This window comes from Sphingopyxis sp. Q841, assembly GCF_052384365.1.
GTDB lineage: Bacteria > Pseudomonadota > Alphaproteobacteria > Sphingomonadales > Sphingomonadaceae > Sphingopyxis > Sphingopyxis terrae_A.
This window is the reverse complement of record NZ_JBQSUM010000001.1, coordinates 788,560-801,098: the sequence shown is the minus strand read 5'-3', so window position 1 is coordinate 801,098 and position 12,539 is coordinate 788,560. Positions and strand designations below refer to the sequence as shown.

At 67.3% G+C, this 12,539-nt stretch carries 15 protein-coding genes; 1 reads left to right on the top strand and 14 read right to left on the bottom strand.

Annotated features, from left to right (window positions below; translation table 11 throughout):
- Positions 1-49: 49 nt before the first annotated feature.
- The 14 genes from rpsK to ACT17R_RS03915 all read right to left on the bottom strand — a co-directional run bounded on the left by rpsK (position 50) and on the right by ACT17R_RS03915 (position 11,276).
- A complete protein-coding gene (gene rpsK, locus ACT17R_RS03980) occupies positions 50-439 on the bottom strand; it encodes a 30S ribosomal protein S11 (protein WP_003040416.1) in 390 nt (129 codons plus the stop codon).
- A gap of 106 nt (positions 440-545) precedes the next feature.
- On the bottom strand, positions 546-914 hold the full coding sequence (gene rpsM, locus ACT17R_RS03975) for a 30S ribosomal protein S13 (protein ID WP_003040400.1): 369 nt from the start codon (positions 912-914) through the stop codon (positions 546-548).
- 202 nt (positions 915-1,116) lie between these two features.
- Complete coding sequence (locus ACT17R_RS03970; protein ID WP_062763912.1) at positions 1,117-1,908, bottom strand: inositol monophosphatase family protein; 792 nt, start codon at positions 1,906-1,908, stop codon at positions 1,117-1,119.
- Between the two features lie 12 nt (positions 1,909-1,920).
- Positions 1,921-3,264 carry a TldD/PmbA family protein gene (locus ACT17R_RS03965; RefSeq protein WP_062900644.1) on the bottom strand — a complete coding sequence of 448 codons (1,344 nt, stop codon included), beginning with the start codon at positions 3,262-3,264 and terminating at the stop codon, positions 1,921-1,923.
- Between the two features lie 59 nt (positions 3,265-3,323).
- The gene (locus ACT17R_RS03960; RefSeq protein ID WP_234178554.1) at positions 3,324-3,644 is read right to left on the bottom strand and encodes a hypothetical protein; all 321 of its coding nucleotides are present in this window, start codon (positions 3,642-3,644) and stop codon (positions 3,324-3,326) included.
- A 362-nt stretch (positions 3,645-4,006) separates the two neighbouring features.
- On the bottom strand, positions 4,007-4,609 hold the full coding sequence (locus tag ACT17R_RS03955; RefSeq protein ID WP_058813104.1) for a hypothetical protein: 603 nt from the start codon (positions 4,607-4,609) through the stop codon (positions 4,007-4,009).
- Between the two features lie 84 nt (positions 4,610-4,693).
- Positions 4,694-5,215: a demethoxyubiquinone hydroxylase family protein gene (locus ACT17R_RS03950; protein ID WP_058813105.1), complete on the bottom strand. Its 522-nt coding sequence runs from the start codon at positions 5,213-5,215 to the stop codon at positions 4,694-4,696.
- Positions 5,212-5,694: a disulfide bond formation protein B gene (locus ACT17R_RS03945; RefSeq protein WP_062900642.1), complete on the bottom strand. Its 483-nt coding sequence runs from the start codon at positions 5,692-5,694 to the stop codon at positions 5,212-5,214. The genes ACT17R_RS03950 and ACT17R_RS03945 overlap by 4 nt, the downstream gene beginning before the upstream one ends.
- A gap of 16 nt (positions 5,695-5,710) precedes the next feature.
- On the bottom strand, positions 5,711-7,099 hold the full coding sequence (locus ACT17R_RS03940) for a S41 family peptidase (RefSeq protein ID WP_444809021.1): 1,389 nt from the start codon (positions 7,097-7,099) through the stop codon (positions 5,711-5,713).
- Between the two features lie 134 nt (positions 7,100-7,233).
- Positions 7,234-8,457: a murein hydrolase activator EnvC family protein gene (locus ACT17R_RS03935; RefSeq protein ID WP_444809020.1), complete on the bottom strand. Its 1,224-nt coding sequence runs from the start codon at positions 8,455-8,457 to the stop codon at positions 7,234-7,236.
- Positions 8,454-8,882: a 23S rRNA (pseudouridine(1915)-N(3))-methyltransferase RlmH gene (locus ACT17R_RS03930; protein ID WP_003040374.1), complete on the bottom strand. Its 429-nt coding sequence runs from the start codon at positions 8,880-8,882 to the stop codon at positions 8,454-8,456. Before ACT17R_RS03930 ends, ACT17R_RS03935 begins: the two co-directional genes overlap by 4 nt.
- 32 nt (positions 8,883-8,914) lie before the next feature.
- Positions 8,915-9,325, bottom strand: coding sequence for a ribosome silencing factor (gene rsfS / locus ACT17R_RS03925; RefSeq protein ID WP_003040371.1), 411 nt, complete (start codon positions 9,323-9,325; stop codon positions 8,915-8,917).
- A complete protein-coding gene (locus tag ACT17R_RS03920) occupies positions 9,322-10,017 on the bottom strand; it encodes a nicotinate-nucleotide adenylyltransferase (protein WP_062900640.1) in 696 nt (231 codons plus the stop codon). Before ACT17R_RS03920 ends, rsfS begins: the two co-directional genes overlap by 4 nt.
- Positions 9,981-11,276: a glutamate-5-semialdehyde dehydrogenase gene (locus ACT17R_RS03915; protein WP_062900639.1), complete on the bottom strand. Its 1,296-nt coding sequence runs from the start codon at positions 11,274-11,276 to the stop codon at positions 9,981-9,983. The genes ACT17R_RS03920 and ACT17R_RS03915 overlap by 37 nt, the downstream gene beginning before the upstream one ends.
- 79 nt (positions 11,277-11,355) lie before the next feature.
- On the opposite strand from ACT17R_RS03915, the gene ACT17R_RS03910 reads away from it, so the two are divergent.
- A complete protein-coding gene (locus ACT17R_RS03910; RefSeq protein ID WP_062900638.1) occupies positions 11,356-12,489 on the top strand; it encodes a DUF3667 domain-containing protein in 1,134 nt (377 codons plus the stop codon).
- Positions 12,490-12,539: the final 50 nt, after the last annotated feature.

The following is a 12,539-nucleotide window of genomic DNA, read 5'->3' as shown; positions in this document are numbered from 1 at the left end:
TTAGATATGGTGACGGCAGAGCGGCCCGAAGACCGCCAGTCCGGAAACGTCAGACGCGGCGGCGCTTGGCCGGACGTACGCCGTTGTGCGGGATCGGCGTCACGTCGCGGATCGACGTGATGTGGAAACCGACCGCCTGCAACGCGCGCAGGGCCGATTCACGACCGGCGCCGGGGCCTTTCACTTCGACTTCCAGCGTGCGGACGCCATGTTCGGCGGCCTTCTTGCCGGCGTCCTCGGCGCAAACCTGCGCTGCATAGGGCGTCGACTTGCGGCTGCCCTTGAAGCCCATCATGCCGGCACTCGACCAGGCAATCGCATTGCCCTGCGCGTCGGTGATGGTGATCATCGTGTTGTTGAAGGTCGCGTTGACGTGGGCGACGCCCGACGAGATATTCTTGCGTTCGCGCCGACGAAGGCGCTGCGGTTCACGAGCCATTTTGAATTCCTAAACCCTAAATCCTGAAAACGACCGGTGGTGCCAGTGCGATGGCGACCTCCGGCGGAGAAATAAGGAAATCCGTCCCCCGGACGAATCTCTGCTCTTACTTCTTCTTACCGGCGATCGGCTTGGCCTTGCCCTTGCGGGTGCGCGCATTGGTGTGCGTGCGCTGGCCGCGGACCGGAAGGCCCTTGCGATGACGCAGGCCGCGATAGCAGGCGAGGTCCATGAGGCGCTTGATGTTCATCGCCGTGTTGCGGCGAAGATCACCCTCGACCGTGAGGTCGGCGTCGATCGTTTCGCGGATCTGCAGGACTTCGGCGTCCGACAGGTCCTGGATGCGGCGGGTGTGGTCGATGCCGAGCTTGTCGGCGATGTCGACGGCGGTCTTGCGGCCGATGCCGTGGATGTAGGTGAGCGCGATGATTACGCGCTTGTTGGTGGGCAGGTTTACGCCCGCGATACGTGCCATCTGTTCTTTCTCCTGCTCCACAGGGTTCGCTGGCAAACGAGCCCTATCTCAAAGCGTCTGTTTTCCAACGCAAAAAACGGACCACGAAGACGCGCTGAGCGTTTCGCCGTCCGGTCAGGGTGTTGGAATGGATGCGCAATTAAGGTGAGTCGGGCGAATTGTCAAGCGAAGCGGCGGCTTTTGCAGCCTGCCGGGGCGCGCCTCAATCATCGGCGGTCAGCGCCACCGCCCGGTCGTGCAGCCGGTTGACGACCGCGCCATGAATGCCCGGCGCGCTCGCGATGACACCGAAGGCCTGCGCGCGCGGCGTGTTGAAGACGAGCGGCTCACCAAAGGCGTCGGTGACGGTCGCGCCGGCCTCGGTCGCGATCAGCGCCGCGGCGGCGACGTCCCATTCGAAACCCCAGCGCAGCGTCGCGACCAGATCGGCGCGATCGTCGGCGACCAGCGCCATGCGCAGCGCGATGCTGTTGGGCTTTGTCACCATGATGAGGTCGCGGTCGATCTTGGGCAGGCTGTCGGCGGGAACGCGCGATCCGTTGAAGATCATCCGGCGGCTGGCGCGCAGCGTTTCGCCGTTGAGCGTCGCACCCTGACCCTTGCGGGCGACCCACAGTTCGTCGAGCGCGGGCGCGTAGAGCACGCCGATTTCGGGGGCGCCGTCGACGACCAGCGCGACCGACACCGCCCAGCCCGGACGGCCGCGGATGAAGTCGCGGGTGCCGTCGATGGGGTCGACGCACCACATGAAACGGCGCGACAGCCGGTCGCTGTTGTCCGCGGTTTCCTCCGAAAGCCATCCGGCCTCCGGCACCATCGCGCCGAGAACCGCCTTCAACCGGGCATCGACCGCCAGATCGACGTCGCTGACCGGATTATTTTCCGACTTGTGCCAGACATTGACTGCCTTGCCCTCGCCGCGCCAGCGCGCCATCGCCATGTCGCCGACCTCGCGCGTCGCGGCGATCACGGCTTCCAGGTTGCGCGCGGGCATCGGGCGGCCGGCCTAGCTGCTGGCGACGGTCATGCCGTCGATGCGCAGCGTCGGCACGTTGGTGCCGTGGCGGAAGACCAGATCGTCGGCGGGGACCAGCGCGGCGAACATGTCGATCAGATTGCCCGCGATCGTGAATTCGGCGATCGGGCCGGCGATCCGCCCGCCCTCGATCAGGAAACCCGATGCGCCGCGGCTATAATCGCCGGTCACGGGGTTGACGCCTTGGCCGATCAGTTCGGTGATATAGACGCCGCGGTCGATGTCGGCGATCAGCGCGTCGGGCGCAATCGACCCGGCCGCGAGATGCAGATTGCTGGCAGAGACCCCCGACGCTCCGCCGCCGCGGCTCGCATGGCCGGTCGGTTCGAGCCCGAGCTGCTTCGCCGACGCGGTGTCGAGCAGCCACCCCGTAATGCGGCCATCGGCGACGATATCGCGCGCGGCGGTCGGCAGGCCCTCTCCGTCGAAGGCCCGGCTGCGCAGCCCGCGCGGACGATGCGGTTCGTCGCGCACGACGATTGCGCTGTCGAACAGCGCCCGCTCTTCCTTGCCGAGCAGGAAGCTGGTGCCGCGGGCGATCGCGGGGCCGGCGATCGCGCCGAGCAGATGGCCGACGATACTGCTGCCGATGCGCGGATCGAGGACGACCGGCACCTTGCCGACGGGCGCCTTGCCGGGGTTCAGCCGCGCGACGGCGCGGGTTCCGGCGCGCGCGCCGATTTCGGCGGCGCTTTCGAGGTCGGACAGATGATGCGCGCTGTGCCAGCCATAATCGCGCTGCATCGCCGCGCCTTCGCCGGCGATGACGCTCGCCGACAGGCTGTGCCCGCTCGACCCATAGCCGCCGGCGAAGCCATGGCTCGTCGCGAGCGCGAAGCGCGTGCGGCTGTGGCTCGCGCTGCCGCCTTCGCTGTTGGTGACGCCGGCGACGGCGCGCGCAGCCTCCTCGACCGCCAGCGCGGCCTCGCGCAGCGCCTGGGGATCGGCTTCGCTGCCGTCGTCGAGATCGAAATCGGGGACCGGGCCGGTGAACAGGCGGTCGGCGGGGGCGAGGCCCGCATAGGGATCTTCGGGCGCCTCGCGTGCCATGGCAACGCAGCGCTCGACGAGCTTCGCCAGTTCGGCGGCATCCATGTCGGCGGTCGAGACGCTGGCGCTGCGCTGCCCGACGAAAACGCGCAGGCTGATATCCTGCCCCTCGGACCGCTCGACATCCTCGAGCGCGCCCAGCCGCATCGAGACCGAGGTCGCGGCATTGCAATAGTAAAGCGCGTCGGCGGCGTCGGCGCCCGCCTTGGTCGCGGCGGCGCAAAGCATTTGCGCGCGGTCGAGGGCTTCGGAAACACTCAGCATGGCCGCGCCCTATACGGCGCGCGGCGGGGCGTCAAAATCAAAGTCGGATGACGTGCGCTTCAGCGCGCGATGGCGGCGATGGCATCGGTGGCCGCCATCGCACCGCTGACCCACAGGAAGGGCAGGGTGATCGCGGCAACCCACAGGCGGCGCACATCGCGGCGGAAGCGGGCGTGCAGCCCCCAACTTGCCAGCGCCTGGCGGCTCAGATGATACCAGCGCCGCTCGGTCGAGCGCGCGACGGGAAGCGCGAGCGCAAGGACGACGATCAGCGACACGACCGCCAGCATCGACGGGGCGCCGGCGGAAACCGCGCTCATGACCAGCCAGACCTGGAGGGCCGCAAAAACGATCAGCGCGGCGGCGGCGTGCCAGGTCATGCGACGACCTAGACTGCGTGCCGGTGGAACGCTGGCGGTAGCGCGGCGCCAAAGGCGCGGTTCGAAGGTCGATGCCATGTTGTTTTTCAGCCTCCCCGGCTGGCGATTCCCATAAATGCGAAGTTTTCAGCCGAAAATTCCCAAGTCAAGACAGGTTGCCAGCGATTCGTTAATTTTCGGGTTCGATTCACCGCAGAATCGCAACAAAATCGGGTCCGACGGCTGATATTGCGGCAGATTCGGTTGTTTCACCGGGAGCCGGGCGCGAAGGCGCGCGCCATCAGCCCCGGTCGCGAGGCCGAACTCTGCCCGAGTCGAAAATAGCGGTAGAGAGGGGCGCGCGCCGCGCGCCGTGCCGCAAATCAGCGCGGCGGGGGGACCGGCAGCGGTTCGGCGTCGGGATTGTCGGTTGCCGGTGCGTCGGTTGCGGGCGCGGTCTCTTCGGCCTGCTTCTGCCGGTCGGCCAGCGCCTTTTCCTCGGCGACGACGGCTGCTTCGACCGTGTCGGCGGCCGCATCGATCCCGGCGAGGCGCTTGGCGCGCTCGTCAGCAATCATCGCCTGCCAGTCGGTCTTGTCGGCGGCCTGCCGTTCGGCCTTGGCGCCGGCGAGCAATTGCTGGGTGCAGCCCGTGAAGCCGCCGAGTCCGACCGGCGAACAGCTGTCGGTGCCGAAGCGGCCGACGCGCTGGAGCGATACGACCCGGTTCACCCAGGCTTCGTTGCGCGGGTCGAGCGGGTCGCCGCCACGGAAAATCTGCGGGACGCGGTAACGGTCGCCTTCGGGCAACACGGCGCAGACCAGAATTTCATCGCCATTCGCCTCGGGGCATTTGTCGTTGCCATAGACGATGACCTGATTGATCTTCTCATTCGCGGGGCCCACCGGCCCCGTATCTTGCGCGGCGGCGGGCTGGGCGATCGCTGCCCCGGCGAGGATCAGCATGGCAAGCGGCAGGCGGGTCATCGTCATTTCCTTTTCGTTTCGGGCGGCTTGCCACCCGCTGCCTGCATCCGCGCTGAACGGTCAGGCTTTCCCTGTGGAACCCTATCAGATACGCTTCGACAGCGCGATGGCTGCGCGGCAGCCCGCGCGGATCGCGAGGCTGAGCAACGGATAGGCGGGTGCGCTTTCGGCCCCCGCGGCAATCGCCGCTTCCTTATGCTCCAGCTCTTCGGCGCGGAAATCGGCAACCGCTGCGCTCAGTTCGGGGTCGCTGTCGCCCAGCGTATCAAGCTGTTCGCGATAGTGGCGATCGATCTCGGTCTCGACGGCGGCGGTGCAGGCCATGGCGGCGCGCGGCCCCATCGCGGCGGTGACGGCGCCGAGCGCGAAGCCTGCGACGTTCCAGAAGGGCTGAAGCGCGGTGGGGCGCACGCCGCGGCGCGCGACCATCGCGTCGAAAAATTTGCGGTGTCGCTCTTCCTGTTCGGCCATATGCGCGATCTCGCGCGCCATCGGATGGCGGTCGCCCATCACCGCGAGCTGACCCGCATAAATGCGCGTCGCGCCATATTCGCCCGCCTGATCGACGCGGATCATCGAGGCCGTTTTGCGGTCAGCTGTCATCATGCCGCCGATGTGGGACGGCGGCGCAGCAAGGTCAAGACGAGCGCCGCGCCGGCGAGCGAGAAGATCGCGTTGAAACCGGCGAGCGAAACGCCGAGCAGCGTCCATTGCGGGACGTCGCAGCGGGTGATCGGCGCCGCCATGATGTCGCTGAGCGATACCGGTCCGCTGACGCCGGTGCTGCACGTCGTCAGCCCTTCCCAGAAGCCATATTCGACCCCGGCGTGAAAGACGCCGATGACGCCGCTGATCGCGATGGCGATTGCGGCGAGCAGGGTCAGCCCGCGCATCGCGGCCGTATTGCGGGAGAGCAGCAGTGCCAGCGCCGCCAGCACGATCGCCGCCTGATGCGGCCAGCGCTGCCAGTAGCACATCTCGCACGGGTGGAGTCCGAAGCCGAATTGCGACACCAGCGCACCGCCATAGAGCGCCAGCGGGATGGCAAGCGCGGCAAGCGGCGCGGCGTAACGCGAAGTTCGCATCGTCGGTCAGCCCCTCTTAGTTGCGCGTCGTCGGCTTGGCGGCGGGCTTGGTCGCCTGCGCCATGCGCGACGTTGGCGGGCCGATGCGGCCGAGCGTCTGCAGCGCATAATAGAGCTGATAATCGTCGATGCCCTTGGCCTTCAGCTCCTCGGCGGTGGCAGTGAAGCGCGGATCGTCCTTCTCGTCCTTTTCGAGCAGGCTGTTGTCGACCTTTTTCTCGTTGATCAGATGGCGGCGCAGGTCGCTTTCGCGAAAGCGCGGACGGTCCTTATAGTCGGGGTCAGACAGCTGCGGCACACGGATATCGGGTTCGATTCCGCCTTCCTGCACGCTCCGACCCGACGGGGTGTAATAGCGCGCCGTCGTCAGGCGCAGCGCCGTCGTGTCGGTCAGCGGCAGCACGGTCTGCACTGACCCCTTACCGAAGCTGCGTTCGCCCATGATCAGCGCCCGGTGCTGGTCCTGCAGCGCGCCGGCCACGATTTCGGACGCCGATGCCGATCCGGCGTCGATCAGCACGATCAGCGGCGCGCCCTGCGCAAGGTCGCCGGGTTCGGCGAAGAAGCGCTCGATGTCGTTCTTGCGGCGCCCCCGCTGCGAGACGATTTCGCCGCGGTCGAGGAAGACGTCGCTGACGCTCACCGCCTCATCGAGCAGACCGCCAGGGTTCGAGCGCAGGTCGACGATCCAGCCGCGCGGCTTATGGCCGAGCGACTTTTCGACCGCGACCATCGCGGCGCGCAGATCGCGACCCGCATCGGCGGAGAAGCTGGCGATGGTCAGCACGCCGACATCGTCCTTCACCTCCCATTTGACCGGCTTCACGTCGATGATCTCGCGCTTCAGGGTCAGCTCCATCGGCTTGTCCTGGCCTTCGCGCACGACCGTAATCTCGACTTCGGTGCCGGGACGGCCGCGCATCTGTTCGACCGCTTCGTCGAGCGTCATGCCGAAGATGAGCTGCTTGTTGATATGGGTGATATAGTCGCCGGCCTTGATGCCCGCGCGGTCGGCCGGTGTGTCGGCGGTCGGCGCGATCACCTTGACCACCCCGTCCTCCATCGTCACCGACAGGCCCAGGCCGCCATATTCGCCATCGGTCTGCGTCCGCAGCGTCGAATAGTCGCGCGCGTCGAGATAGCCTGAATGGGGATCGAGGCTGGCGAGCATGCCGTTGATCGCGCCTTCGATCAGCTTGTCGTCGCTGACCGGTTCGACATAATTGGCCTTCACTTCCAGGAACACGTCCATGAAGCGCTGGATTTCCTCGGTGGTCTTCGAATCGACCGTCGCCATCGCGCCGGTTGCGAGCGGCACGAGCGCCAGCGTGCTGAGCGCGGCAGCCCCCTGCCAGAAGGCGAAGCGGCGCTTCGGGGAGGCGGGAGTCTTGGTCGATTCGGTCATGGATGTCTTTCAGTCACGCGGAATAGGCCGCACTATAATCCCCGGCGAGCCATCGTCCAATGCCTTTGCATCGGCGTCAAGCGCGCGATTGCCCTAGCAAAGGTCGCCCGAACGGCGCGTTAACGGCGGCGGCGTCAGCCAAGCATCGCGACCAGATCGACCGGGCGCCCGGCGCGGCGCAGTTCGACCGTGATGCGGCTGTCGTCCGACCCGGCGCGGCCCACCGGCGCCCCGGCGTCCAGCGTGTCGCCGACCGAAACCGACAGCGCGATCATTCCCGTGATCAGCGATGTCCAGCCGCCGCCATGGTCGATGATGACGATCTTGCCATAGCCGCGATAATCGCCGGCAAAGCTCACGCGGCCCGCGGCGGGGGCGACCACCTGACCGCCGGGCTGCGTCGCGACGGTGATGCCGCGCGAGCGGACGCCGCTGTCATTCACTTCGCCGAGCCCCGCAACGATGCGTCCGACGACCGGCAGGCGATAGGCGCCCGCGCCGAAGTCCGCATCGCGGCTTGCGGCCGGCGCGACGGGCGCGGCTTGCGGCGCCGCGCTCGCGGGGTCGGCGGGGCGCGGAAGCGGCCCGGACAGATCAGCGAGTTCGCCGCGCACCGCCGCGTCGGCCTCCAGCGCGTCCATCAGATCGACGATGTCGCGCGCCTTTTCGCCGAGACCAAGCGCGCGGTCGGCTTCGAGCTGCGCGCTGCTCATCAGGTCGCGCGAGCGCAGCCGGCCTTCATTCTCGAGCCGCGTCAGCGCGTCCCGCCGCTCGGCAAGCTGTGCCTTGCTTGCCGAAAGCGCCTGCAGCGCGACGCGTTGCTGCTGCTGCGTAGTGCGCAGCCGCGCGAGTTCCTGCCGGACTCCCGCGGTGCGCTCTTGAATCACCGGCATCACCGCGTCGAGTACGGCGCGCGCGTGGACCATGTCGCGCAGCGAGCCAGGCTGGGCGAGCACGCTCACCGGCGGGCGGCGGCTCAATTGCTGGAGCGAGGCGGTGAGCGCGAGCAGGGGTTGCTGCTGTTCGGCGAGCCGCGTCTGTTGATCGGCAAGGCGGCGGCTGACCAGCGCGACGCGCGCCTCTGCCGCGTCGATGTCGGCCTCGGCGGACTGTATCCGCGCGGCGAGGGCGGCGCTGCGCTTCTTCAGCCGGTCGGCCTCGTCGCGCGCGGCGCTTGCCTGCGCTTCGAGCACCGCGCTTCGCCGCATTGCCGCGGCCGACTGGGCCTTGGCGGTCAGCAGTTGCTGGCGCTCGCGCGCCGCAATCGCGGCGGGATCGAAAACGTCGCTCTGCGCAAGCGCCAGCGCGCCGCCGGCGATCGCTGCGAAGGCGACGACGACAAGCAAGGCGGCCCTCATTGGCGACCCTCGCGGTGATAGGGGTGGCCCGCAACGATGCTGGTGGCGCGCCACAATTGCTCGGCGAGCATCGCGCGCGCCATCAGATGCGGCCAGGTCGCGCGGCCGAAGGCGATGACCTTGTCGGCCCCTTCGCGCTCGTCGGGGGTGAAGCCGTCGGCGGCACCAAGACAGAATCGTGCCTCGCGTACGCCGCCGTCGCGCCATTTTTCCAGCAGTTTGGCGAATTCGAGCGACGACATCTGTTCGCCGCCTTCGTCGAGCAGCACGGTGCGACTGCCGACGGGTGCGGCGGGCACGCGGCCGCCGGTGTCGGGAAGCTCCGAAATCTTCTGCGCCCAGGTCACGCGCTTCATATAGCGCTCGACCAGTTCGGCCTCGGGCCCGCGCCCGATGCGCCCGCGCGCGATGATGTGCAGCAACATGACGCCTCGCCTACGTTAGCGAGGCAAAGGCGTCAATTTACCGCGGCAACCGGCGGTGCATCGCCGAACGACCACATGCGTTCGAGATTATAGAAGCTGCGAACTTCCGGACGGAACAAGTGGACGATCACGTCGCCGGCGTCGATCAGCACCCAATCAGCATTGGGCAGCCCCTCGACGCGGACCGGCCGGCCCGTTTCCTGCTTGATCCGCTGCGCCAGCTTGTCGGCGATTGCCGACACATGGCGCGTCGACCGACCGCTCGCGATCACCATATGGTCGGCGATGCTGCTCTTGCCGGCAAGCGGGATGGAAATGGTTTCCTGGGCCTGATCCTCGTCCAGCTGGTGAAGGATCAGCGCGTGGAGGCTTTCCACGCTGTCGTCCGAAGACTTGGGTGCGGACGCGGCGCCGGGCGCGGCATCCTTACTGGCGGCTATCAAGCGGTTTCATTCCTTTCATCCATGGCCAGCCGCGAATGCGTGACAGGGTCGCGCAGCGCGCGGCCTGCATAGCTTTCGAACCAGCGGGGGTTGGCCTGCCGTATTGCAGTTGCGGATCGCACATCGGGCGAAAAACGCAGGAACACGAGGGCAGGCGGTCTCCAGTCTGTCCAAAGACGTTTCTGGTCCGCGGGCCGGACAAAGCGCCGCAGCCAACCCATCGCCTCTGCAGCATGGGTGCGGCCATTATAGCCCGGACGCGCGATAACCGCAATCGGCATCAATCGCGCAATCTCCCGCCAGTCGCGCCAGCGGGGCAATTGAACCAGATTGTCGGCGCCCATGATCCAGATGAAGCGCCGATTCGGATAGCGATGGATGAGCGCGCGCAGCGTGTCGACCGTATAGCGCGTACCCAGCTCGGCCTCGATCGCGGTGGCGCGGATCGGCGAGCGCCGCGCCATGCGCTGTGCCGAGGCCAACCGGGCGGCAAGCGGCGCCATGCCCGCCTGCGCCTTGAGCGGATTGCCGGGCGAAACGAGCCACCACAGCTCGTCGAGCCTCAGCGCATCGATCGCGTCAAGACTGATCGCGCGGTGCCCGCTATGCGCGGGATTAAAGCTGCCGCCGAGGAGGCCGGTGGTAAGCGGACGGGTCAGGGTCGAACCTGCCCGCTCCCGCGCACCAGCCATTTATAGGTGGTGAGCCCTTCGAGTGCGACGGGGCCGCGTGCGTGGAGGCGTCCCGTCGCGATTCCGATCTCGGCGCCAAGGCCGAACTCGCCGCCGTCGGCGAATTGCGTCGAGGCGTTGTGCATGACGATCGCACTGTCGACTTCGGACAGGAACCGCTCGGCGGTCGCGACATCCTCGGTGACGATCGCGTCGGTGTGGTGGCTGGAGTGGGCGTCGATATGCGACAGCGCGCCCTCGATCCCGTCGACCGCGGCGATCGAGACGATCGCGTCGAGATATTCGCAGTCCCAATCAGTCGCGCTCGCGCGCGTGACATGGGAGCTGAGCGCCGCGATGGCGGCATCGCCGCGCACTTCGCAGCTCGCGGCGATCAGCGCGTCGACGATGGCAAGCGGCGCGGGATAGGCCCGGTCGATCAGGATCGTTTCGGTCGCGCCGCAGACGCCGGTGCGGCGCATCTTGGCGTTGACCGCAAGATCCACCGCCTTGGCGGGATCGGCGGCGCCGTCGATATAGAGATGATTGATCCCGTCGAGATGGGCGAGCACGGGTACGCGCGCCTCGTCTTGCACGCGGGCGACCAGCCCCTTGCCGCCGCGCGGGATGATGATGTCGATCAGGCCCTGCGCGCGGAGCAGCGCTCCCACCGCGGCGCGGTCCTGCGTCGGCACCAGTTGCACGGCATCGGTGGGGAGGCCGGTCTGGGCGAGACCCGCGGCGAGTGCGGCGTGGATCGCTCGGTTCGAGTGAACCGCCTCGCTGCCGCCGCGCAGGATTACCGCATTGCCCGACATCAGCCCCAGCGCCGCAGCATCGGCGGTGACGTTCGGGCGGCTTTCATAGATGATGCCGACGACGCCCAGCGGAACGCGCACGCGGGCCAGCGTCATGCCGTTGGGGCGCTCGGTCCGGTCGATTTCGGCGCCGACCGGGTCGGGCAGGCCGGCAATACCCTCGACCGCGTCGGCAATCGCGGCGAGCCGATTCTCGTCGAGGCGCAGCCGGTCGATCATCGCCGACGACAGGCCGCCTTCGCGCCCCGCCTCCATATCGCGCGCATTGGCATCCAGGATCGTCGCGGCGCGCGCGCGCAGCTCGGCCGCAGCCGTGCGCAGCGCCTTGGCCTTTTCGGCTGTCGTCGCCACCGCGAGCGCCTTCGCTGCCAAGCGTGCGCGTGCGCCCATGTCGGCGATCAGCGTATCCGCGTCGTTATGGTGCAGCGCGGCGCCGAGGGCTGTGGAGGTTTCAGCGTTCATGCGACGGGCCAATATCACTTTTGGCGTGATTCCCGAAAGCCCCGTTGCACGAGGTCATTCGGCCCACTAGTCAGGGCGCATGAGCGGGGACATCGAAGCATTCGGGGCGGCGATCACGGCAGGGCTTGCAGGCCGCGCGATCGAGCCGGGGCATGGCGAAGGCAGCGCGCACGCGGGCGCCCGCTGCCTCAATTGCGGGACGGTGTTGCGCGGGTCGCACTGCCACCGCTGCGGGCAGAAGGCCGATGTCCATCGCAGCTTCGGCGCGATCGGACATGATCTGGTTCACGCCATCTTTCATTTCGAGGGCAAGCTGTGGAACACGCTGCCGCTCCTGACATGGCGGCCTGGCGATCTGACGCGCCGCTACATTCACGGCGAGCGGGCGAGCTTCATTTCGCCGCTGGCGCTGTTCCTGTTTGCGGTGTTCCTGACCTATGCGGTGCTGGCGATGGTCGGCGCGGGCGGCGGTGTCGGGGAGGAACTGAACAAGGCCGCGGCCGAACAGACGCGATCGGCCGCGATCAAGGACAGCATGCAGGTCGAGGTCGACCGTATCGATACCGAACTTGCGAAAAAGGATCTCCCCGCGGCGCAGCGCCAGGAATTGCAGGACGAGCGCGCCACTCTTCAGAAAAGTGCCGACTATCTAGGCATTTCGCGGAGCCGCAGCAAGGATGAGCGCACGGCCGACCGCGCCGCGGGGCCGCCGGTTCTCGACAACCCCGTCGATCAGGTGAAGACCAGCGCCGATTTCGTCACGCGCAACAAGGTCGATACGGGGGTGCCCTTCATCGACCATGGTCTGCAAAAGGCGTTCGCGAACCCGGCGCTGATTCTCTACAAATTGCAGGCCAACGCCTATAAATTCGCCTGGGCGCTGATCCCGTTGTCGCTGCCCTTCATGTGGCTGCTCTATCCGTTCAGCCGGCGTTTCCACACCTATGACCATTTCGTCTTCGTCACCTATTCGATCAGCTTCATGCTGCTACTCTTCGTCGTGGTGCGGCTGCTCAATCTGACGTTGCTGGGCGATCTCGCGACCTTCTTCGCGATGCTCTATGTTCCGTTCCACATGTATCGCCAGCTTCGCGGCGCCTATCGCTCGTCGCGCGTCGGTGCGCTTGCACGGACGACCCTGCTGCTTTTCTTCAGCCTGTTCGCGGTCATCGCTTTCATGCTGCTGTTGCTCGCGCTCGGTATGAGCGGGTGAGCGCATAATTGTCATGAAAGCCGGGCACAGACCCGGCGAAATGGGAGGAA

Excerpts from the sequence above, each read along its gene's own strand:
- ACT17R_RS03945 (WP_062900642.1), bottom strand. The coding sequence starts at position 5,694 with ATGCGAACTTCGCGTTACGCCGCGCCGCTTGCCGCGCTTGCCATCCCG.
- rpsM (WP_003040400.1), bottom strand. The coding sequence starts at position 914 with ATGGCACGTATCGCGGGCGTAAACCTGCCCACCAACAAGCGCGTAATC.
- ACT17R_RS03960 (WP_234178554.1), bottom strand. The coding sequence starts at position 3,644 with ATGACCTGGCACGCCGCCGCCGCGCTGATCGTTTTTGCGGCCCTCCAG.
- ACT17R_RS03930 (WP_003040374.1), bottom strand. The coding sequence starts at position 8,882 with ATGTTGCTGCACATCATCGCGCGCGGGCGCATCGGGCGCGGGCCCGAG.
- ACT17R_RS03910 (WP_062900638.1), top strand. The coding sequence starts at position 11,356 with ATGAGCGGGGACATCGAAGCATTCGGGGCGGCGATCACGGCAGGGCTT.
- ACT17R_RS03950 (WP_058813105.1), bottom strand. The coding sequence starts at position 5,215 with ATGATGACAGCTGACCGCAAAACGGCCTCGATGATCCGCGTCGATCAG.
- ACT17R_RS03935 (WP_444809020.1), bottom strand. The coding sequence starts at position 8,457 with ATGAGGGCCGCCTTGCTTGTCGTCGTCGCCTTCGCAGCGATCGCCGGC.
- ACT17R_RS03955 (WP_058813104.1), bottom strand. The coding sequence starts at position 4,609 with ATGACCCGCCTGCCGCTTGCCATGCTGATCCTCGCCGGGGCAGCGATC.
- ACT17R_RS03965 (WP_062900644.1), bottom strand. The coding sequence starts at position 3,264 with ATGCTGAGTGTTTCCGAAGCCCTCGACCGCGCGCAAATGCTTTGCGCC.
- ACT17R_RS03920 (WP_062900640.1), bottom strand. The coding sequence starts at position 10,017 with ATGGCTGGTGCGCGGGAGCGGGCAGGTTCGACCCTGACCCGTCCGCTT.
- ACT17R_RS03940 (WP_444809021.1), bottom strand. The coding sequence starts at position 7,099 with ATGACCGAATCGACCAAGACTCCCGCCTCCCCGAAGCGCCGCTTCGCC.
- ACT17R_RS03970 (WP_062763912.1), bottom strand. The coding sequence starts at position 1,908 with ATGCCCGCGCGCAACCTGGAAGCCGTGATCGCCGCGACGCGCGAGGTC.
- rpsK (WP_003040416.1), bottom strand. The coding sequence starts at position 439 with ATGGCTCGTGAACCGCAGCGCCTTCGTCGGCGCGAACGCAAGAATATC.
- ACT17R_RS03915 (WP_062900639.1), bottom strand. The coding sequence starts at position 11,276 with ATGAACGCTGAAACCTCCACAGCCCTCGGCGCCGCGCTGCACCATAAC.